Raw genomic sequence first — 21019 nt, 5'->3', positions numbered from 1 at the left:
TTTCCCTTGTTTTCCGTCAACGCAACGTGTTTACCGTCAACCTAACATGGCATTCGGCGCACCATAAACGTGCAAATGGGGTGATATCACCCCATTATTGTACGGCAGATGCACCATGCTAACGAAAAGCGTTAGAAGCGATAGCTGACGCCTGCGCTCATTAAGATGCTGTGATTACTATCAACGATAGGGCTGTCTTTCATTTCGTCAGACAAACGCGTGTAACGGCCGACCGCCCAGGCGCTCCAGCTTTCGTTAATCTGATAGCCTGCGCTCAGTTCAAGATACGGAGCCCAGCCATCACCAGGGCTGTATTGGTTAAAGCCAGAACGCGAAGATTCTTGCGCACTCACGCCGTAGTAATACTGGTTCATGTTTTCACTGAACCAGGTTGCACCGATACCAGGGGTGATGCTCAGATCGCCCATTGAGAAACGGTAAAGGTAAGCGGTATCCCACGCGAAGCCGTTGCTGTAATCCAGCGTATCGCCTGCCAACACGGTACGAATTTCACCCCAGTCAGCAGTATGACGATAAGCCGCGCCCGCCATTAGCGTACCGCGGCGTTTGTCCAACTGCTTCATACGCTGATCGTCGCTATCTCCTGGCTTAAAGCCTAAAGGCAGGTAGTAAGCCGTTAAAGAGAAACGATTTGCGCCGTCATTCCACAGGTAGTATCCACCACCCAGCCCGCGGAAATAAAAACTTTCACTTTCATAATTCAGTACAGGAAGCGGATAAACATCATTATCAACACCACGGTACACGGACGTTGAGCCCGCAGCGCCGAGGCCCAGAGAAACATCGGCGGCATAGGCTGAAGGCAGGACCACAGCACCAGAAATCAGCGCGGCCAGCACACATAGTTGAGGTTTTTTCACAGTTTTCTATTTCCTATTACAGATAAACATCATGAAACATGATAGCCAATTACACACGTTCGCGTTCAGGTTATATAAAAATAACATTAACGAATAACCGATATATTCGATAGGTTTTACGTGCGCTAACGTCGGTAATAGGCAGTGTTCTTAAGGCTGAGAGCCTATTAACGGTAATGTTACACGGATTTTCCTGAAAGTGAGTCATTGAAATATCTTAAAAATACGTCTGTGGACTAGAGGAAATTTTACGGATGCAAACTACGCTTTAATACAGAAGGTGACGTCTTACTGACCAGCAGGTATGAATAAAATTACGACGCCCTGAGGCTACAAGTTGGCATAAGGGTTGCTGGACTCAAAGACTTCTTCTTTCGGAGGGCAATACATTAATAGGCATATATTCCACACGCTCTCTTAATCTGTGCTAATCGACGAAGGACGGGCATCGCTATGAACATATTTGATCACTACCGCCAGCGCTACGACGCTGCCAAGGACGAAGAGTTCACTCTGCAGGAATTCCTTACCATCTGTCAGCAGGATCGCAACGCTTATGCAAACGCGGCTGAACGATTGTTAACGGCTATCGGTGAGCCTGTAATGGTGGATACCGCCCAAGAATCACGAATGTCGCGCCTATTCTCTAACCGGGTGATTGCTCGCTACCCTGCTTTTGAAGAATTTTACGGTATGGAAGAGGCTATCGAGCAGATTGTCTCTTACCTAAAACATGCAGCACAGGGTTTGGAAGAGAAGAAACAGATTCTGTATCTATTGGGGCCAGTCGGCGGCGGGAAATCTTCTCTGGCTGAACGCCTGAAAGCGCTGATGCAGCGCGTGCCCATTTACATCCTCAGCGCCAACGGCGAACGCAGCCCAGTCAATGATCATCCGCTCTGCCTGTTCAATCCGCAGGAAGATGCCGCAATACTCGAGAAAGAGTATACGATTCCGCGACGTTATCTCGGCACGATCATGTCGCCGTGGGCGGCCAAACGCCTACAGGATTTCGGTGGCGATATTTCCAAATTCAGAGTCGTCAAAGTGTGGCCATCGATTCTGGCGCAAATCGGGATCGCGAAAACCGAGCCGGGCGATGAAAACAACCAAGACATTTCAGCGCTGGTCGGTAAAGTCGATATCCGTAAGCTGGAGCATTTTGCCCAGAACGATCCCGATGCCTACGGCTACTCCGGTGCATTGTGCCGCGCGAACCAAGGCATTATGGAGTTCGTCGAGATGTTCAAAGCACCCATCAAGGTGCTCCATCCGCTGCTGACCGCCACACAGGAAGGCAACTATAACGGGACGGAAGGCATTGCTGCCCTGCCGTTCAACGGGATTATTCTGGCGCACTCCAACGAATCTGAGTGGGTGCAGTTCCGTAACAACAAGAACAATGAAGCGTTCCTCGACCGCGTATATATCGTGAAGGTGCCGTACTGCCTGCGTGTGTCCGAAGAGGTCAAAATCTACGACAAGCTGCTGGATCACAGTGAGCTGACGCATGCGCCTTGCGCACCTGGCACGCTGGAAACGCTGGCTCGCTTCTCCATTCTGTCGCGCCTGAAAGATCCTGAAAACTCCAGCATCTACTCCAAGATGCGGGTTTACGACGGGGAAAGCCTGAAAGATACCGACCCGAAGGCCAAATCCTATCAGGAGTATCGTGACTACGCGGGCGTGGATGAAGGGATGAACGGTCTGTCGACCCGCTTCGCCTTTAAGATTCTGTCACGCGTCTTCAACTTCGATCACAGCGAAGTCGCCGCCAACCCGGTACATCTGTTTTACGTACTGGAACAGCAGATCGAACGCGAGCAGTTCCCGCAGGAGCTGGCAGAGAAGTATCTGGAGCACCTGAAAGGCTATCTGACGCCGAAATACGCCGAATTTATCGGTAAAGAGATCCAGACTGCCTATCTCGAATCCTATTCCGAATACGGACAGAACATTTTTGACCGTTATGTTACCTATGCGGATTTCTGGATTCAGGATCAGGAGTACCGTGACCCAGATACGGGACAGCTGTTTGACCGTGAATCGCTGAACGCCGAGTTGGAAAAAATCGAGAAGCCTGCGGGCATCAGTAACCCTAAAGACTTCCGTAACGAGATCGTCAACTTCGTTCTGCGCGCCCGCGCCAGCAATAGCGGCCGCAACCCAAACTGGACCAGCTACGAGAAACTGCGCACGGTTATCGAGAAGAAGATGTTCTCCAACACGGAAGAGTTGCTGCCTGTGATTTCGTTTAACACCAAAACCTCAACGGATGAGCAGAAAAAACATGATGACTTCGTCGATCGCATGATGGAGAAAGGCTACACCCGGAAGCAGGTTCGTTTGCTGTGCGAATGGTATCTGCGGGTGAGGAAATCATCATAATGATGCACGATGCTGGCAACAGCGTTTGGGGGAAACATGGCCTATTTTATTGATCGACGGCTGAACGGCAAAAACAAAAGCACGGTGAACCGCCAACGCTTTCTGCGCCGCTATAAGTCGCAAATAAAACAGTCGATTTCCGAGGCCATTAATAAGCGTTCGGTGACCGACATCGAAAGCGGGGAGTCAGTCTCGATCCCCAATGCAGACATCAATGAACCGATGTTCCATCAGGGGCGCGGAGGCCACCGCCATCGCGTCCACCCAGGTAACGATCACTTCGTACAGAACGACAAAATCGAGCGGCCACAAGGAGGTGGCGGCAGTGGCTCCGGTCAGGGTGACGCCAGTAAAGACGGCGAAGGCGATGATGAGTTTGTCTTTCAGATCTCCAAAGACGAATATCTGGACCTGCTGTTTGAAGATCTGGCACTGCCGAATCTGAAGAAGACGCAGCATCGACAGATGAACGAGTACAAAACGCACCGTGCTGGGTACACCGCTAACGGCGTTCCTGCCAATATCAGCGTGGTGCGTTCGCTGCAAAATTCGCTGGCGCGCCGTATGGCGATGACAGCGGGGAAACGCCGTACGCTGCATGAGTTGGAAGAATCGTTAGAACAGTTGGCGCACACCGAACCGGCACAATTGCTGGAAGAGGAACGGTTACGGCAAGACATCGCTGAACTGCGCCAGAAAATCGCACGCGTGCCTTTTATCGATACGTTTGACCTGCGCTACAAGAACTACGAGCGCCGGGCCGAACCATCGAGTCAGGCCGTGATGTTCTGTTTGATGGACGTGTCCGGTTCCATGGATCAGGCGACGAAAGACATGGCGAAACGCTTTTATATTCTGCTGTACCTGTTCCTCAGCAGAAATTACAAAAACGTCGACGTTGTCTATATTCGCCACCACACGCAGGCCAAAGAGGTCGATGAACAGGAGTTCTTCTACTCTCAGGAAACCGGCGGGACCATTGTCTCCAGTGCGTTAAAGCTGATGGAGGAAGTGGTGCGCGAGCGTTACGATCCATCACAGTGGAATATCTACGCGGCACAGGCATCGGATGGCGATAACTGGGCTGATGATTCGCCGCTGTGTCATCAGATTCTGGCGAGTAAGCTTCTGCCGATGGTGCGTTACTACAGTTATATTGAAATCACCCGACGTTCACACCAGACGCTCTGGCGTGAATATGAAACGCTGCGCGATACGTTCGACAACTTCGCCATGCAGCATATTCGCGATCAGGATGATATCTACCCTGTCTTCCGTGAACTCTTCCGTAAACAAACCGTAGGACATTGAGCACACCTCAATTAGCCAGTTATCTGTTAGTTGTTAATAATTAACAGTTAGCTGGCTAATCTCTTCTCTCTAGGCACTTTTCCATAAACATGCATTTAAAATACATGTATTATAGATGGCATTATACCTGCACAGAGAATCGCTCATGAATATTGATAAATTCAAACACCAGCACACCGCAATCCTCGATAGTATTGATACCCTACGCCGCCTGTCGCGGGAAGGCGTGACGGAGAACGCCACTGATATCGCTCGCGCCATTGTTGCCATGAGCTCAACCATCAAACTGCATCTTTCGGCAGAAGATCGCGTGCTTTACCCTTCTCTTCAGCGCAGTGGTGATGAACAATTAACGAAAATGAGCCAGCATTATCAGAACGAAATGCAGACCATTGCCGCAGATTACGATGCATTTTCCCGACGCTGGAATACGGCCTCACAGTTGATTGGTCACGACCGCGATTTCCGAGCTGACGCCAATCACGTATTGCGTAAGGTCTATGAACGCATGCAGCGCGAGAATCATGATTTTTATCCTCGCATTGAAACGGCCTGAGTGCATTAAACACGCCTGACTAAAGGGCGGAGAGCCTCTGATAAACGACGCTCCGCCCTGTTAATAACTGCCCGCATTCGATCTCGTAAACACATTCCTGTCACATACTTGTGACACCGTCACAAAGATAACACTTCCTTTCCGCCAGTGTGCGCATTACCCTGTCGAACCCATAAAACATAGATTTCTGTATTGTTATGCAACGATTTGTTCTGATTTTACTGACTCTGGTTCTACTCGGCCCTCTGGGCATTGACATCTATTTACCGCTTATTCCCGCCATTGCCGTGGCGCTGAACAGCCCGGAATCGCTGATTCAGTCCACCGTCGCCCTCTTTATTCTGGTTATGGGATTAGGCCAACTTCTGGCCGGACCGCTGGTAGATAAATATGGCCGCCGTCCAATGGCGCTCGCTGGCGTGGTGATCTACATCATCGGCGCGATCATGGGCGCACTGGCCACCAGCGCCACACTGTTCATCCTCTCACGTCTTTTTCAGGGCATCGCCGTGTGCTGCACCGCCGTTGCCATTTTCAGCAGCGTGCGTGACAAACTGAACGGCGATGATGCTGCCAGAACCTATGGCTTTCTTAACGGCACGCTGAACATTGTACCCGCGCTGGCACCGCTATTAGGCGGGCTTTTGGCCGAAGCCTTCGGCTGGCGTGCGCCCTTCTGGTTCCTTGCTGGTTACAGTGTTTTGGTGCTGGCACTCGTTATCCGCTTTCTGCCAGAAACACGCCCAGATTCAACCTTACCTGTGCACGGTTTGCCGCTGCGCCAATATGCTCGCCTTTTATCCGATCGCCACTTTCTGGGGTTCGCATCAGTCAATACAGGCGCGATGGGGATGGCGTTAACCTACGTCACCTTTTCCCCCGTGGTGTTAATGAATCAGGCGCAACTCACGCCGCTTGAGTTTTCTATTGCCTTCGGCGCGAACGGTTTTTGGATCATGCTGGTCAGCTTCTTCGCGAATCGTATTATCCGTAAAGTCGGTCGGCCACGTTGTCTGGCTATCGGTAGCCTGCTGATGGGGGCGGGTTTTCTTTCGCTGCTTGCCGGTGTCGCGCTCTTACCCGAAGCGATGCAAGATACTTGGCCAACCTACATGTTGCCCGTCGCACTGGCCTGTGCGGGCTTGGCATTTTTGATCGGGCCGTCCACCAGCTATGCGCTGGAGCCTTATTCCAATGAAGCGGGTATTGCATCGGCGATGGTAGGCTTTGTGCAGATGGCAGGCGGTGCGGCGTTGGGACTGGGTGCGATGGCCATTCCTCTGCCGTCAAAAATATCACTGGCGCTGGTTATGCTCTGTGCAGCCCTGTTGGCGATACGCGCCCGTCTGCTCACGCGTCACCACAAGAGCAGCATTACGTCGCTGCCCCGCAGCTAATTCAAAACACCGAATGCAGAATACAGATACTCTAACGAGTATAGCGAGACACGGATAAATCATCGGCTTCAATCTCCGGTGATTTATCCGACAGAATATCCGCCAGCAATTTCCCCGACCCGCAGGCCATCGTCCAACCTAATGTGCCGTGACCGGTATTCAGATACAGGTTTTTCAGCGGTGAGCGCCCCACCAGCGGCGTGCCGTCTGGCGTCATCGGACGCAGTCCTGTCCAGAATGTCGCTTGCTCAATCGGCCCACAATGGGGATACAGATCGCGCACCACCATTTCCAACGTTTCTCGACGCTTGGGATTCAGATCGGTGTTGAAGCCCACCACTTCTGCCATGCCACCAACGCGAATGCGATTGTCAAAACGCGTAATCGCCACTTTATACGTTTCATCCAACACGGTAGACGCCGGTGCTGAGGCGTCATCCGCCAGAGGAATCGTCAGTGAATAGCCTTTCAGCGGATAAACCGGAATATCGAACCACTGCCGCAATAGCCCTGTTGAATAGGAACCGCAAGCCATCACATAGGCATCTGCCACGATCATACCGTCGTCGCACTGCACACCTGTGACGTTCTGCCCTTCGACCCGTAGTTGACGGACGTTACGCCCCAGTTTAAAGGTGACGCCAGCATCAGCAGCCATCGCCGCCAATTGGCGGGTGAACAGTTGGCAATCGCCCGTCTCATCATGCGGCAAACGCAGTCCGCCGGTTAGCTTCCCGACTACATTCGCCAATGCGGGTTCGACGGAGACAAGCTCATGGCGAGCCAACAATTGATACGGTACCCCAGCCTCTTCGAGTACAGCGATATCTCGTGTCGCATTGTCATATTGCTGTTCGGTGCGGAACAGTTGCAGCGTTCCACCTTGTCGACCTTCGTACTGGATATCTGTATCTCGCCGCAGCTGCTGTAGGCAATCACGGCTGTATTCAGCCAGACGCACCATTCGTGCTTTATTAGTTTTATAGTGGCGGGCATCGCAATTGAGCAACATTTGCCACATCCAGCAAAGCTGTGTGGCCGTGAAGTCTGGCCGAATGGCCAGCGGCGCATGGCGCTGAAACATCCATTTTATCGCTTTTAGCGGTATTCCCGGTGCAGCCCACGGTGCGGCATAGCCGGGGGAAATCTGTCCGGCATTCCCGGCGCTGGTTTCTAACGCAGGCTCCGGCTGCCTGTCGATAACGGTAACATCATGCCCTTCCTGCGCAAGATACCAGGCGGTACTTACACCAACTACGCCACTTCCCAGAATTACAACCCGCATGCTACCGCTCTCCCTTCCTTTCCGTTAAAGACCGTCTAATCTGCTGGAAAAATGCTTATTTAATGGAATAAAACACTAGTTAAAAGGTAAAACTGAAGACTACTCTAGCATTTGGGAGGGAATTGTCACTCGTCTCAGCGAGAACATTTCTTTATACCCGTCATACTTCAAGTTACATGTGCGTTGGCTGCGTTACTCGACACACACGTGTGTCTCGCTCCGTGGGAGCCGCTGCAAGCAGCGTTCAAACCTGCCTTTGGCAGGTTTGTCACTCACCCGAATCACTTACCTGAGTAATCTCATCGGGATTTCTTCCCTTGCCGCGTTATTCAGCCTTATGGCTTCACCCCCTTCGGGGCCAGCGCAAGCGCTGTTCAAAACGCTAACGTTTTGTCCTGAAACTCGAATTATTTAGGGTATATTTTTCTCTCTTCGATTCATCATTGAGATCGTAACGAAATAACTGTGAAATCATTCACAAAATATGTATTCATTTTTTAACAGAAAAGAACCGAAGAAATAAAAAAGATGAAAATGTTAAATCTCAAACTAATTAATAAGTTAGTCAGACTGCTTATTTTTAAATCGTGATAACCATCACAGCAATAGAACCAGCGACATCACTGTCAAGCCAAGTCTCAGCATAGTTAAATACAAATTTGCGACATTCATCAAAAAAACACTTCATCAATTTAATAACATTGTGTTCACACGATGGTTATTCATATTTTTAGAGGGCGACGATGAAAATTGGATTAGTCATTAGCGGCGGCGACGTTAGCGGAATAAATAACTTCATCTTTCAGGTGAATAGAATGACTGCCTCTGACATCGTCATTTTCGATGGTGGAATTAATGGCCTTATCGATAACTGCTGTAAAGCCCTCACTCGCCGCGATCTGGTGGATTATTCACTCGCATCAATGCCCTTGATTACATCAGGGAGAAAAACCGGAAAGTGTAGAAAAACAGACTACGAGAAAATTGTTAAAAACATCCAAAAACAAAAACTCGACGCACTCATTATGGCGGGAGGAGATGGATCATTTCAATTTCTAAAAAAATTAAGCCACTACGGTATTCATTGCTACGGCGTAGGAATGACGATTGATAATGATATCTCAGGAAATAGCTATACGATTGGTTTCTCCACCGCCTGCGAACAAGTAATGAGTGAAGTAGAGAAATTGCGTAATACGGGCCGTGGATTACAAGGTCGGGTATTCATGATTGAATTACTCGGTGGCTATTGTGGTGAATTAACACTACAGGCGGCATTAAAGAGTAATGCTGATATCGCACTCATTCCAGAATCACCGTGGGATATTGATGCGTTAGCACAATGTATTCGGGATAAAATCGCAGAACAAAATAGCGTGATCATTTTATGCTCTGAAGGCTACACCCATGAATACACTCCCGGTTTTCAGGGCGCTATCGATACTATTATCAAGAAACTCGAACATAAGGTTGGAATCCGTATCCGAAAAACTATTTTAGGATACGGCTTACGAAATGGCGCGCCCACTGGGGAAGAAATTATTCAGGGCACTCTGTTAGCAGAAGAAATGGTTCGGTGCATTAACGCTGGGCTGACTAATAAAATTATCATTATCAATAATAACAACAAAGCGATCCCTATCGATCTGGAAGATTCTGAACGACGCTTGGTTGATGTCGAAAGTCACTTTTATAAGCTCGCGAAAACTCATCATCTTATATGAGGCCATTATTATGTTGAAAGTACTTTGCGTTTGCGGCTGTGGATTAGGCTCCAGTTTCGCTATCGAAATGAGTGCGATATCCGTACTAAAAAAGCTGGGCATTGATGCGGAAATCAATCACACCACGATTTCAGAAGCCTCTGCCTTCAATTATGACGTCATCCTAACCCAGAAAATATTTGCTGACATTCTGAATAGCGATGCCAGTGAAGATGAGAAAAAAAGGGTCATCATTCTTAATAAACTTACCGACAAAGATGAAATAGAAGAAAAAATTTTAGCGTATATCCAGGCTCATAAATAGCATGAGGTGAAAAATGAACACCGTTATCAATTTCATTGTGAAAGATTTATTAGGCCAGGCATCCATATTAATCGCGCTGATCGCCATGATCGGGTTGATTTTACAGAAGAAGTCGGTAGGGAAAATTGCAGAGGGGACATTCAAGACACTGCTTGGGTTCCTCATCATGATGGCGGGGATTAACATCATCGTCGATGCCCTGACGTATTTGAACAGTATCTTTACCCACGGTTTCGGTATGAAGGGCTACATCACCGATGTCGCCGCCATCGCCGGATTGGCAAACCGCGAACTCGGCTCAGAAGTCGCGTTAACGCTGATGGTGATCTTTGCCGTCAACATCCTGATTGCACGAATTACCCCCTTTAAATATATCTTCCTGACGGGACAGGCTCTGCTGTGGATGGCAACAATCGGTACCGTGATCGGCTATAAGTCGGGCTTGACCGGCGCGACGCTGATCCTAACCGGAGGCATATTTGGCGGCATTATGGCCGTGCTAATGCCTGCGCTGGCACAGCCGATTGTCCGTAAAATCACGAATTCCGATGATGTCGCGCTCGGGCATTTTTGTACCATCGGGTATCTGGTGCAGGCCGCCGTCGCTCGGCTAGTCGGTAAAAACTCCAAATCTACAGAAGATTTAACGCTGCCCGATAACTTCAAATTCTTGCAGGATACCTACCTGTCGATGGCCGTCGTTATGGTACCGATGTACCTCATCCCTGCCGTGGCAGCGGGACCGGAATACATCGCGCAATATGCCAACGGCGTCAACTATCTGATGTATTCGTTTATGCAGTCCATGCAGTTTGTGGCGGGCGTTTTCGTTCTCTACAGCGGTGTCCGTCTGCTGCTTAATGAGTTGGTTCCCGCATTTCGAGGTATCGCCATGCGCCTGGTGCCTAACGCTAAACCCGCATTGGATTGCCCGGTGCTCTTCCCTTATGCACCCAACGCCGTGATTGTTGGCTTCCTCGCCACCACCGTCGGTTCTATTCTGGGAATGCTGATTTTCCCGATGTTTGGGTTGGCGATGATTTTGCCAGGTTTACTGACCAACTTCTTTGCGGGCGGCACGGCGGGTATTTTCGGTAACGCCATGGGAGGACGGCGCGGCGCTATTATCGGCGGTGTGGTTCATGGTCTTTTCATTACCTTATTGCCTGCCATTCTGGTGCCATTACTGGAAGTCTTCGGATTTACCGGCGTCACCTTCAGTGATTCTGACGTCATCGGTACTGGCCTGATATTAGGACACGCCTTCCAGCAGGACTGGTTATTTGTCGCCGCATTTGTCGCGTTCGTTGCAGCCATTGCCTTTATTGCGAATCGTAAACTATCGCAATAGCGCATAAACACGTCGTATGGCCTGTCGTCATTAATGTCATTGTGTCAATTGTGTCAATTGCTAAGGAGTCACTATGTTTTCTCTACTCAAACGTTTTTTATCGCCTGCCCCGTCTTCCGGTCACCGTGATAATACAAATGACAATCGCGTCAGGGAAATTGAGGAGGAATTAACGGAGCTTGAATCTCGTTTAGCACAAGATCCGACGCATAGTGAAACACAAAAAACGTTAATGATTAAATACAACCAGGCCATTCAATTATTTTCTTCCCATCCTGATTACCGGGATCGCGTTGATACTATTTTCATTCAGATCGATGAACTCAGAAACACCATTCGGAAAAATATATGAGGCTTTATGAGCATAAGAAATTTCCTTTTGCAGCACAATTGCATTCAACTCGGCATGATATGTGAAACATGGGAAGAAGCTATTTATTGTGCCGCACAACCATTAATCAACGCAGGGTGTATTACGGAAGACTATCCCATTGCGGTGATCGAAAGCACGAAGGAATACGGCCCTTATTATGTTTTTGATGAAGGCATCGCTATTCCACATGCACGCCCTGAGTGTGGCGTTATTGAGAATTGCTTCAGCTTATTGACGTTACGCACGCCACTCTCTATTCAGGGAAGTGAACCGGTAGATATTTTAATTATGTTCGGTGGCATTAACAGTGATGCTCATATCACAGAAGGCATCGCCTCCATCATCAATCTATTGGAGCAGGATGACATGCTCTCTCGGATTCGATGTGCCACCACGTCAGATGATATTGTCGGGGTATTATGAAAAAAATCATTTTAGTAAATGGCATACCTGCATCAGGGAAAAGCACGGTAGCGCGTATTATTTCTGATGAATTGCATCTCCCACGGTTAAGCCTCGATGAAATAAAAGAGCCATTCATGATGCAGTTCTGCGACATTATCGATAGAGCGTTAAATAGAAAACTGGGATGCGCCGCGTATCAGGCGATGTTTAACATCGTTAGGCAAGCGCCTAATAATAGTATTTTTATTCTTGATGCCTGGTTCGGCTTTCGCGAAAAATCGATATTACAGGAATATCTGACCTCGTGTGATATCGAACACCCGCTTGAAATATGGAATGCCATCTCATCTGATCGGGTGGCAGAACGATATCAAGCCAGAATGAATGAAAGAATAAAGGGTCATCCTGGTGATGAGTATCTCCCGGAATTAACTTCACTCGCACATCAGGCACAACCAATGTGCATTGGGAAGTGTTACACGGTTGATCAGGATAAGGAAATTAATCATCAGGAATTAATTCAATGGATCAAAACACACCTGGATTAATCGCTTATTTACATTAATTTTATGAGGATAATTATCATGAACACCATGACAACAGCTGAGCACCGGGGATATCAATTAATTTGTAACGCGACGGGCGCGATGATGGTTATTGCCTGCGATCAACGTGGCGGTATGCGAACGTTATTAGCACCGACCTCTGATGCGCAGGCTGCGATTACCAATGAAACATTAGGAAAAACAAAATATGACATCACTCGCTATCTGGCAGCTGAGGCGGGCTGTGTATTGGTCGACCCGATCTGCGCCATACCGGGTCTGATAGATGAAGATATTTTACCTCGCGATATCGGCCTGCTCATCGGTCTTGATGCTTCAGGCTGGGAAACGAGTCCGGAAGGTTACCGGATCTCCACGATGGTTGAGGGCGTTACGGCACGTAAAGTGCGCGAATGGGGGGCCACCGGTGGAAAAATCATGATCTACCTTCGCCCAGATATCCCAGAAGCCAATACGCGTAACCTTGCAACACTCCGTACCGTGATTCAGGATTTTGCGCAGGAGGATTTACTGCTCGTCGTCGAGTTCCTAACCTATTCTCTGGAAAATGAATCTCGCGACGCCTACACCCGCCTCCTGCCTGAACTCATTCCGGCGGGCTGTCAAGCCTGTATCGATCAAGGCGCGAAAGTCTTGAAGATTCCTTATCCTGGGTCGGATGAAGCCTGTGCGCGCGTGACCACACTCTGCGGTGAAATACCCTGGGCCGTTCTGTCTGCAGGAGTCGATCACGCCACCTTTCTGCCTCAGGTAGAGAGCGCGTTGAAAAATGGCGCTTCTGGCGTGATTGCCGGTCGTTCTCTGTGGAAGGATTGCATCTCGCTCGATCGCAACGTTTCTAAAGAGAAGCTATCCACGGTTGCCGTCTCCCGCCTTAACGATATTCAGGCACTGTTAAAACGGTACCAACGCCCCTAGTTCAGTCGGAATGTTGCGCTCTCTCAGGGGAGCGCACTTCTCGATTGATAGACAGCGCAAACACACGTCTTTTTTATCCCATCAGCGATATTTATCCATTGAATGCGGTCAATTCGTCAATTGCCGCGTGTCCAAAGCTCAGCTATAACTAAATGAACCACGATGATTTTTTGACAGGAGCTAGCGGGAAAGTAGTAAACGGGATCTCACGTACAGGCTTGTTATGTTAGGGGGCGCGCTGATGGCTATATCGACGGATAATCAGGTAAAAAAAACACTTCGCCTGAGTGATGGACCGGACTGGACATTTGAGTTATTGCGGGTTTATCTCGACGAGATTGATCGAGTAGCCAAGCTGTACCGTCTGGCGACCTATCCTCACCAGATTGAAGTAATCACCTCAGAACAAATGATGGATGCCTATTCCAGCATAGGTATGCCGATTAACTATTCCCACTGGTCGTTCGGAAAGAAATTTATTGAAACCGAACAACGTTACAAACATGGGCAACAGGGATTGGCATACGAAATCGTTATTAACTCCGATCCCTGTATTGCGTACTTGATGGAAGAGAATACGCTGCCGATGCAGGCGCTCGTCATGGCGCACGCCTGTTACGGACACAACTCATTCTTCAAGGGTAATTATCTGTTCCGCAGTTGGACCGATGCCAGCTCTATCGTCGATTACCTGCTCTTTGCCCGACAATACATCGCACAATGCGAAGAGCGTTATGGCGTGGACGAGGTAGAGCGACTGCTTGACTCCTGTCATGCTCTCATGAACTACGGCGTTGACCGCTACAAACGTCCGCAAAAAATCTCGCTCGAAGAGGAGAAATCTCGCCAGAAAAGTCGTGAAGCCTACCTGCAAAGTCAGGTGAACGATCTCTGGAAAACCTTACCGCGCCGCGAACAGGGTGCCGCACCGGAACAAGCGAGACGCTTTCCACAAGAGCCGCAGGAAAACCTGCTCTACTTTATGGAGAAAAACGCCCCGTTGCTGGAACCCTGGCAGCGAGAAGTCTTGCGCATCGTACGGAAAGTCAGTCAGTATTTCTATCCGCAGAAGCAGACTCAGGTGATGAATGAAGGCTGGGCGACCTTCTGGCACTACACCATTCTCAACCATCTTTATGATGAAGGCCGTGTCTCTGAGCGCTTCATGCTGGAATTCCTGCACAGCCATACCAACGTGATTTATCAGCCGCCGTATAACAGTCCGTATTACAGCGGCATCAATCCGTATGCGCTGGGCTTCGCGATGTTTCAGGACATTAAACGTATTTGTCAGTCGCCGACGGATGAAGATCGCTACTGGTTCCCTGATATTGCAGGTAAAGATTGGCTCGATACGCTGCATTTCGCGATGCAGAATTTTAAGGACGAGAGCTTCATCAGCCAGTTCTTATCGCCTAAATTGATGCGCGATTTCCGGCTATTCACCGTGCTGGACGATGATCGAAACAACTACCTGGAAATTGCCGCAATTCACGACGAAGAAGGTTATCGTTTGATCCGGCAGGAGCTGTCCGCACAGTACAACCTGAGCCATCTGGAACCAAACATTCAGGTCTGGAATGTGGATTTGCGCGGCAATCGGGCGCTAACGCTGCGCTATGTTCCACATAACCGCGCACCGTTGGATAAAAGCAGCCAGGAAGTGTTGAAACACGTTCACCGCCTGTGGGGCTTCGACGTTTATCTGGAGCAGGCTAATGCAGATGGGAGCATTGAGCTGATAGAGCGCTGCCCGCCGCGTAACGGAGCGGCATCTGCATAGCAGAACGCCGTTACACTGGTGAAAAGTCTCGCCGATAAAAAACAAAGGGGATTCAGGCAATACCTGAATCCCCTTTTCACGTTTTCGCGATGAAGCGTATGACGTCTTAGCGGCGCACTTCCGCGATATCTCGCGGGATCGCGCTCTGCATAGAATGCCAGATCGCTCCACTTTCTTTACCGTAATGTCTAACGACATCCATAACCTGATCGTACAACTCTTCGCTACGCAACGTTTCCAACCGACTGTAGAAGTTCACCGCCAGTTTGCGGGCTTCTGGGTTGGAGAAATAGTATCGCCCTACGCGAATATATAATCCTTTCAGACCGTTCAGGATCAGGCCATAAATCGGGTTGCCGGAGGCAAACGCCAAACCACGGAACACATTGTAGTCAAGTTGCGCAAAGGCTTCCGCGCTGTCGTCCACAGCGTTTGACTGGGTCAATACATCACGCACCTTTTCCGGATTATGCCGTAACGCCGTCCGAATAAAGATGGCGGCGATGTTGGTGCGCACAGCCAGCAGGTTATCGATCAATTGCGGCACGCTATCGTGATCGAGTCGGGCCAACGTTTCCAGAATATTGAGGCCGGAGGTTTCCCAAAAGTTGTTAATCTTTGTCGGTTTCCCGTGCTGTATCGTCAGCCAGCCATCGCGCGCTAAGCGCTGAAGCACCTCTCGCAAGGTAGTACGGGTCACGCCGATCAGTTCGGAAAGCTCTCTTTCCGCGGGCAAAATAGAGCCAGGAGGAAAACGGTTATTCCATATACTTTCGATAATGTATTCTTCCGCGAATCCAGCCGGACTTTGCGCCTTTATAACCATGTGTTTGATAATCCGTAGCGGTGATTGCCGAAAAAAGCCGAATCATAATACCAGACGAAAGAATCATGATATAGCGCCGTACTCAGACCCCGAACCATTTCAATGAAAAATTGTGACTGCAAACCGCTCTCTTACAGCGTAGAACGGTAGACTTATGGCCGTTTGTAAAGTTTTTACTATATGATAAAAACCATCAAACTATTATAACGAATAAGGATTCCCCTCCCATTATGATCGCCATGCCCTTCCACCGTGCACTGTTAAAAAACTTTCTGGGATACGCGCCAGACTGGTACAAACTGACTATTTTTGCTTTCTTACTGATTAATCCGCTGCTGTTCTATTTTGTCAGCCCGTTTTGGGCCGGTTGGTTATTGGTCGTGGAGTTTATTTTTACGCTCGGCATGGCGCTGAAATGTTATCCGCTACAGCCTGGTGGCCTGCTGGCACTACAGGCGATACTCATCGGCATGACCAACCCACAACAGGTGTGGCATGAAGTCACGGGGAACATTGAAGTTCTGATGTTGTTGGTGTTTATGGTGGCAGGTATCTACTTCATGAAGCAACTGCTGCTGTTTGTGTTTACCAAACTGCTACTGCGCATCCATTCTAAACCCCTGCTCTCACTCGCCTTCTGTATGGCGGCTGCGTTTCTCTCTGCTTTTTTAGACGCGTTGACCGTGATTGCCGTCGTCATCAGCGTCGCTATCGGGTTTTATGGTATTTACCACCGCTTCGCCTCTCAACAAGGTGAAGACGAAGCCGATATCAGCGATGACAGCGCGTTAAACGGCGAGGAACATCATCGTACGCTGGAGCAATTCCGTGCATTTCTGCGTAGTCTGATGATGCACGCTGGCGTCGGTACCGCGCTGGGTGGGGTGATGACGATGGTTGGCGAACCTCAGAACCTGATTATCGCGAAAAGCGCAGGCTGGGATTTCGTCAGCTTTTTCCTACGCATGTCACCAGTGACCGTGCCCGTCTTTATCTGCGGCGTTCTGACCTGTGTGCTGGTCGAACGCTTCAAGCTGTTCGGCTATGGGGTAAACCTGCCGGATAACGTGCGCCGCGTGCTTGAGGATTACGATCGGGACATGACAGAAAAGCGCACACCGCAGGATAAAGTGCGTTTACTCGTGCAGGCCGTGATTGGCGTCTGGCTCATTATTGCGCTGGCATTTCATCTGGCCGAAGTTGGGTTAATTGGCCTCTCCGTGATTATTATGGCCACAACGTTCTGTGGCGTGACCGAAGAACACGCTATCGGCAAAGCGTTTCAGGATGCCATGCCGTTTACCGCACTGCTGACGGTCTTCTTTGCCATCGTCGCCGTCATTATCGATCAGCAGTTGTTCTCACCGATTATCCATTACGTCTTACAATCTTCTGATAGCGCCCAGCTGACACAGTTTTATCTGTTCAATGGCCTGCTATCGTCGATATCGGATAACGTATTTGTTGGTTCGGTTTATATCAACGAGGCACGCAATGCGTTTGAGAATGGCAAAATATCCTTACCCCAATTTGAGCTGCTCGCCGTGGCGATCAATACCGGCACTAACCTGCCTTCCGTCGCCACACCAAATGGGCAAGCCGCATTTCTGTTCCTGCTGACCTCCGCGCTGGCTCCGCTTATCCGCCTGTCTTACGGACGCATGGTGATCATGGCGCTGCCTTACACGATTGTAATGACGCTGGTCGGGTTACTTTGCGTTGAGTTCACGCTCGTGCCGTTTACTGAGTTTTTGATGAATAATCATTGGATTTCTTTGCCAAATTTGACCATATCGGGCAGTCACTCATAATCACGATCGTGTATAGTAATCACGGTGGCGACAATTTCCGTCTTGATGACGTTATCAATAGCGGTTTCGCCGCCGTAAAATGATAGAAAAGCATCAAATAAACATATTGTTACGTTTTGCACAGTGAAATGATGGCAGTGAAACCTGAACGGTTTACACTGCTGCTTTAGTCATGTTTAGCATGGAATATTTTTATGTTGCGATTTCTTAATCGTTGCTCACGCGGACGTGGTGCGTGGCTGCTGCTGGCGTTTACTGCTTTAGCATTAGAATTGACTGCGCTCTATTTCCAGCACGTTATGTTATTAAAACCCTGCGTGTTGTGTATCTACCAACGCTGTGCGCTGTGGGGCGTCTTCGCGGCAGGTATTGTTGGTGCCGTCGCGCCATCAACCGCATTACGTTACCCGGCCATCGCGTTATGGATATACAGTGCTTACGAAGGGGTTCGACTGGCCTGGAAACACACGGATATTCTGCTGAATCCGTCGCCGTTTACCACCTGTGATTTCTTTGTCAGCTTCCCGTCATGGTTGCCTTTAGACAAATGGCTCCCAGCCATTTTCAATGCGACAGGTGATTGTTCAGTACGTCAGTGGGAATTTCTCTCTATGGAAATGCCACAATGGCTGCTTGGCATCTTCGCCGCTTATCTGGTGATTGCCGTGCTGGTGTTGATCGCTCAACCTTTCCGTCCGAAGCGACGCGACCTCTTCAGCCGCTAGTACATAATCTGTTAAGAAATAGACCGAAAAGCCCGACGAGACGATTGTCGGGCTTCTGGTAACTGTTTCTACGCTTCACAGGTTGTGCCAACCCTCACTGCTGTGGTCTGTAGATATCGCGATAATGGCCTAATCGTTCGTTGAAAAAAGGTCTCTTTTCCTGCGGAATTCTTCGTGATATTTCATCTGCGTCGATCTTTTTTTCCTGACTTTCCATAAAAGCAATGGTGGAGGCAGCAAAGTCGGTGTACTGCTCGCTGTACTCAAGAATGATTTTCTCAAAGTTAATCACATGCTCTCCCTCCTGCTGGTTTGATTGCTTTAAAATTATACAACACGCTAGCAATAACACAGGGAAGCCCTCAGCCTCCGCCACTCGACTTCTGCCGAAAAGAAGAAAAATACATTAACTCCTAGCAAAAACTTGAATGGAGTATGGAAGATAGACTTAGAAAACAGCAGATTAACATCATTAATGAAACATTGTGATGCGGGTTACAGTTTTACAATTCAATGCCTGCAATACCTACCTATTTATCGCTATCGATAGTGTAAATCCCCACTGCCATAACCTAAAAATATGAAGAAGAAAACCGCCATTCATTACAGTATAATCACTTAAAATTACTGTGGTTTTTCACAAGGAAGCAGTCTGTAATGAAATATCTTTTTGCCATTATTCCACTGATGTTGACGTCGTGTACAACAACAAGCGAGCTCCAATCTGCATGCGAAAAGCGGTACCCTCGCCTCAGCGATATGGCGACCTGTCTGGATTACTCAATAAAAGAAGAGCCCATACTCGCTTCAACACCTTGGCTGAAACTCTATGTCTTAAACGCAAAAGTGTTGGGAAAAAAAGTGGACAAAGGGGAAATGGATGATCTGGAAGCAAGAATTGAATTGCAAAATCAGTATATTGCTTTCAAACAAAAAGAAGCAGAGGCCGACGCCATTCGCTATCAACAGTCACAACAAAATCAGTTAGTGCAACAGGAAATTGACAGGAATCAGCAGTCGATAGACAGAGCAAAAATCATAAACGATAAAATCGCCGCACAGCAGTAGGACTTAATACCGCACAGCAACACGTCACCGTGGCGTCTACCCACATCACGGTGACAATCTCTTTACTTTACGGCCTCACCTAGCCCACGAAGGTTTGTTCAAAATATGCTCTTGCCAGTCCACCACCTCACTCTCACGCACGGCGATATGACGGACTGAGATACGCTCGCGGTGCAATTCTGTCTTCGTGCCACAGACCAGTGGATGCCACTGCGGTAAATTTTCACGTTCATGAATCAGACGATAGGCACAGGTCGCCGGTAGCCAATTAAACGTCAGCAGGTTTTCACGCGTCAGCTTGATGCAATCCGGTTCGTACTCGAAGCGTTTCTCATAGTTACGGCACTGACAGCTTTTAATATTGAGTTGATTACAGGCGACGTTGGTAAAGTAGATCTCCTCCGTATCCTCATCAATCAGTTTATGCAAACAGCACTGACCGCAGCCATCGCACAGCGACTCCCATTCATCGTCAGACATCTCAGACAACGTTTTTTGCTGCCAAAAAGGGCGTTCAGTCATGTTTCTTCCTGTTGTAAATCGATAGCGTTGTAAAAAAGATGCGTGATTCTGGCAGGCACTGCGGGGAAGTTTTGCTGCCCGTTGTTCAACACGGGCAGCCAGAGCGTTAGATAATACGCGTGCTCAGCGTCCGGTCATTGACCGTAATCGTCAGCATATCGCCTGACAGAATCGGGCCGACCCCTTTTGGCGTACCCGTTAAAATAATATCGCCCGCGCGTAGCGTAAAGAAACGGCTCATATAGGCAATCAGCGGCAGAATCGGCGTAATCATATCACGCGTGTTGCCTTGCTGGCGCACTTCATCATTCACTTTTACACCCAGATCGGTTTGCTGCGGATCGCCAAACTCGGCAACCGGAATAAAACCGGAGATCGGGCAGGAACCGTCAAAGGCTTTGGCCTTTTCCCACGGCTGGCCCACTTTTTTAAATTCGGACTGCAAATCACGCAGTGTCAAATCCAGCGCCACGCCATAACCTGCGATTGCGCGAGCAACGCGTTCTTCATTCGCCTGCTTTAACGGCGTACCGATCAGCACTGCCAGTTCGACTTCGTGGTGAACCGATCCCAGATTTTTAGGAATGGCGACGGGTTGACGTAAATCACACAGCGCGGTTTCAGGCTTGATGAATAAAACTGGCTCGCTTGGGGTCGCACTTCCCATTTCTTTGATGTGTTCTGAGTAGTTGCTTCCGACGCAAACGACTTTATTTACGGGGAAATCAAGTAGCGCGCCCTGCCAGTCTCTGTGTTGATACATGGGTATTCTCCTGCCCTGTCTGTTGGATTATCGCTGCCTTCATGGCGCAGAACTCGCCCAAA

21 protein-coding genes are annotated in these 21019 nt (G+C 49.1%); 15 read left to right on the top strand and 6 right to left on the bottom strand.

Going from position 1 to position 21019, the window contains the following annotated elements; translation table 11 throughout:
- Nucleotides 1-131: 131 nt before the first annotated feature.
- Complete coding sequence (locus tag A0G03_RS01045; RefSeq protein WP_048260230.1) at nt 132-881, bottom strand: MipA/OmpV family protein; 750 nt, start codon at nt 879-881, stop codon at nt 132-134.
- A gap of 453 nt (nt 882-1334) precedes the next feature.
- Here A0G03_RS01045 and yeaG point away from each other — a divergent pair, with 453 nt between their 5' ends.
- From yeaG to A0G03_RS01025, 4 genes are all read left to right on the top strand, one after another.
- Nucleotides 1335-3269, top strand: a complete 1935-nt coding sequence (yeaG, locus tag A0G03_RS01040; protein ID WP_005968768.1) for a protein kinase YeaG — start codon at nt 1335-1337, stop codon at nt 3267-3269.
- A gap of 36 nt (nt 3270-3305) precedes the next feature.
- Nucleotides 3306-4580 carry a YeaH/YhbH family protein gene (locus A0G03_RS01035; RefSeq protein WP_048260579.1) on the top strand — a complete coding sequence of 425 codons (1275 nt, stop codon included), beginning with the start codon at nt 3306-3308 and terminating at the stop codon, nt 4578-4580.
- Between the two features lie 145 nt (nt 4581-4725).
- Complete coding sequence (locus tag A0G03_RS01030) at nt 4726-5136, top strand: hemerythrin domain-containing protein (protein ID WP_048260231.1); 411 nt, start codon at nt 4726-4728, stop codon at nt 5134-5136.
- A gap of 197 nt (nt 5137-5333) precedes the next feature.
- Nucleotides 5334-6533 carry a multidrug effflux MFS transporter gene (locus tag A0G03_RS01025; RefSeq protein ID WP_048260233.1) on the top strand — a complete coding sequence of 400 codons (1200 nt, stop codon included), beginning with the start codon at nt 5334-5336 and terminating at the stop codon, nt 6531-6533.
- 31 nt (nt 6534-6564) lie between these two features.
- Here the strand turns inward: A0G03_RS01025 and A0G03_RS01020 are convergent, their stop codons facing one another.
- Nucleotides 6565-7818: a D-amino acid dehydrogenase gene (locus tag A0G03_RS01020; RefSeq protein ID WP_048260235.1), complete on the bottom strand. Its 1254-nt coding sequence runs from the start codon at nt 7816-7818 to the stop codon at nt 6565-6567.
- A 743-nt stretch (nt 7819-8561) separates the two neighbouring features.
- Here A0G03_RS01020 and A0G03_RS01010 point away from each other — a divergent pair.
- The 8 genes from A0G03_RS01010 to A0G03_RS00975 all read left to right on the top strand — a co-directional run bounded on the left by A0G03_RS01010 (nt 8562) and on the right by A0G03_RS00975 (nt 15242).
- The gene (locus A0G03_RS01010) at nt 8562-9542 is read left to right on the top strand and encodes a 6-phosphofructokinase (protein ID WP_048260237.1); all 981 of its coding nucleotides are present in this window, start codon (nt 8562-8564) and stop codon (nt 9540-9542) included.
- Between the two features lie 10 nt (nt 9543-9552).
- On the top strand, nt 9553-9846 hold the full coding sequence (locus A0G03_RS01005; protein WP_048260239.1) for a PTS sugar transporter subunit IIB: 294 nt from the start codon (nt 9553-9555) through the stop codon (nt 9844-9846).
- 13 nt (nt 9847-9859) lie between these two features.
- Nucleotides 9860-11197 carry a PTS sugar transporter subunit IIC gene (locus A0G03_RS01000; protein ID WP_039295716.1) on the top strand — a complete coding sequence of 446 codons (1338 nt, stop codon included), beginning with the start codon at nt 9860-9862 and terminating at the stop codon, nt 11195-11197.
- Nucleotides 11198-11270: 73 nt separating this feature from the next.
- On the top strand, nt 11271-11549 hold the full coding sequence (locus A0G03_RS00995; RefSeq protein ID WP_048260241.1) for a hypothetical protein: 279 nt from the start codon (nt 11271-11273) through the stop codon (nt 11547-11549).
- A gap of 6 nt (nt 11550-11555) precedes the next feature.
- Entirely contained in the window at nt 11556-11993 is a 438-nt protein-coding gene (locus A0G03_RS00990) for a PTS sugar transporter subunit IIA (RefSeq protein WP_048260244.1), read from the top strand.
- Complete coding sequence (locus A0G03_RS00985) at nt 11990-12523, top strand: P-loop nucleotide/nucleoside kinase family protein (RefSeq protein WP_048260246.1); 534 nt, start codon at nt 11990-11992, stop codon at nt 12521-12523. Before A0G03_RS00990 ends, A0G03_RS00985 begins: the two co-directional genes overlap by 4 nt.
- A gap of 36 nt (nt 12524-12559) precedes the next feature.
- A complete protein-coding gene (locus A0G03_RS00980; RefSeq protein WP_048260248.1) occupies nt 12560-13459 on the top strand; it encodes a tagatose-bisphosphate aldolase in 900 nt (299 codons plus the stop codon).
- Nucleotides 13460-13700: 241 nt separating this feature from the next.
- Nucleotides 13701-15242 (top strand): SpoVR family protein, encoded by a 1542-nt coding sequence (locus A0G03_RS00975; protein ID WP_048260251.1) that lies wholly within the window; start codon nt 13701-13703, stop codon nt 15240-15242.
- Between the two features lie 106 nt (nt 15243-15348).
- Here the strand turns inward: A0G03_RS00975 and fadR are convergent, their stop codons facing one another.
- Entirely contained in the window at nt 15349-16068 is a 720-nt protein-coding gene (gene fadR / locus A0G03_RS00970) for a fatty acid metabolism transcriptional regulator FadR (RefSeq protein WP_039300136.1), read from the bottom strand.
- Nucleotides 16069-16298: 230 nt separating this feature from the next.
- Here fadR and nhaB point away from each other — a divergent pair, with 230 nt between their 5' ends.
- Together nhaB and dsbB are read left to right on the top strand one after the other, a co-directional pair.
- Nucleotides 16299-17879, top strand: a complete 1581-nt coding sequence (nhaB, locus tag A0G03_RS00965; protein WP_048260254.1) for a sodium/proton antiporter NhaB — start codon at nt 16299-16301, stop codon at nt 17877-17879.
- A gap of 194 nt (nt 17880-18073) precedes the next feature.
- A complete protein-coding gene (dsbB, locus tag A0G03_RS00960; RefSeq protein ID WP_048260256.1) occupies nt 18074-18604 on the top strand; it encodes a disulfide bond formation protein DsbB in 531 nt (176 codons plus the stop codon).
- A 94-nt stretch (nt 18605-18698) separates the two neighbouring features.
- On the opposite strand, the gene A0G03_RS00955 is transcribed toward dsbB, so the two are convergent.
- Entirely contained in the window at nt 18699-18896 is a 198-nt protein-coding gene (locus A0G03_RS00955) for a DNA polymerase III subunit theta (protein ID WP_010275471.1), read from the bottom strand.
- Nucleotides 18897-19261: 365 nt separating this feature from the next.
- Here A0G03_RS00955 and A0G03_RS00950 point away from each other — a divergent pair, with 365 nt between their 5' ends.
- Nucleotides 19262-19672, top strand: coding sequence for a hypothetical protein (locus tag A0G03_RS00950; RefSeq protein ID WP_053075312.1), 411 nt, complete (start codon nt 19262-19264; stop codon nt 19670-19672).
- 75 nt (nt 19673-19747) lie between these two features.
- On the opposite strand, the gene A0G03_RS00945 is transcribed toward A0G03_RS00950, so the two are convergent.
- On the bottom strand, nt 19748-20194 hold the full coding sequence (locus A0G03_RS00945; protein WP_048260258.1) for a YcgN family cysteine cluster protein: 447 nt from the start codon (nt 20192-20194) through the stop codon (nt 19748-19750).
- Between the two features lie 106 nt (nt 20195-20300).
- A complete protein-coding gene (locus A0G03_RS00940; RefSeq protein ID WP_039300151.1) occupies nt 20301-20957 on the bottom strand; it encodes a fumarylacetoacetate hydrolase family protein in 657 nt (218 codons plus the stop codon).
- Between the last annotated feature and the right edge of the window lie 62 nt (nt 20958-21019).

It is taken from the genome of Pectobacterium peruviense (assembly GCF_002847345.1).
Taxonomy (GTDB): Bacteria; Pseudomonadota; Gammaproteobacteria; order Enterobacterales; family Enterobacteriaceae; genus Pectobacterium; species Pectobacterium peruviense.
This window is presented reverse-complemented; position numbering and strand designations above follow the sequence as displayed.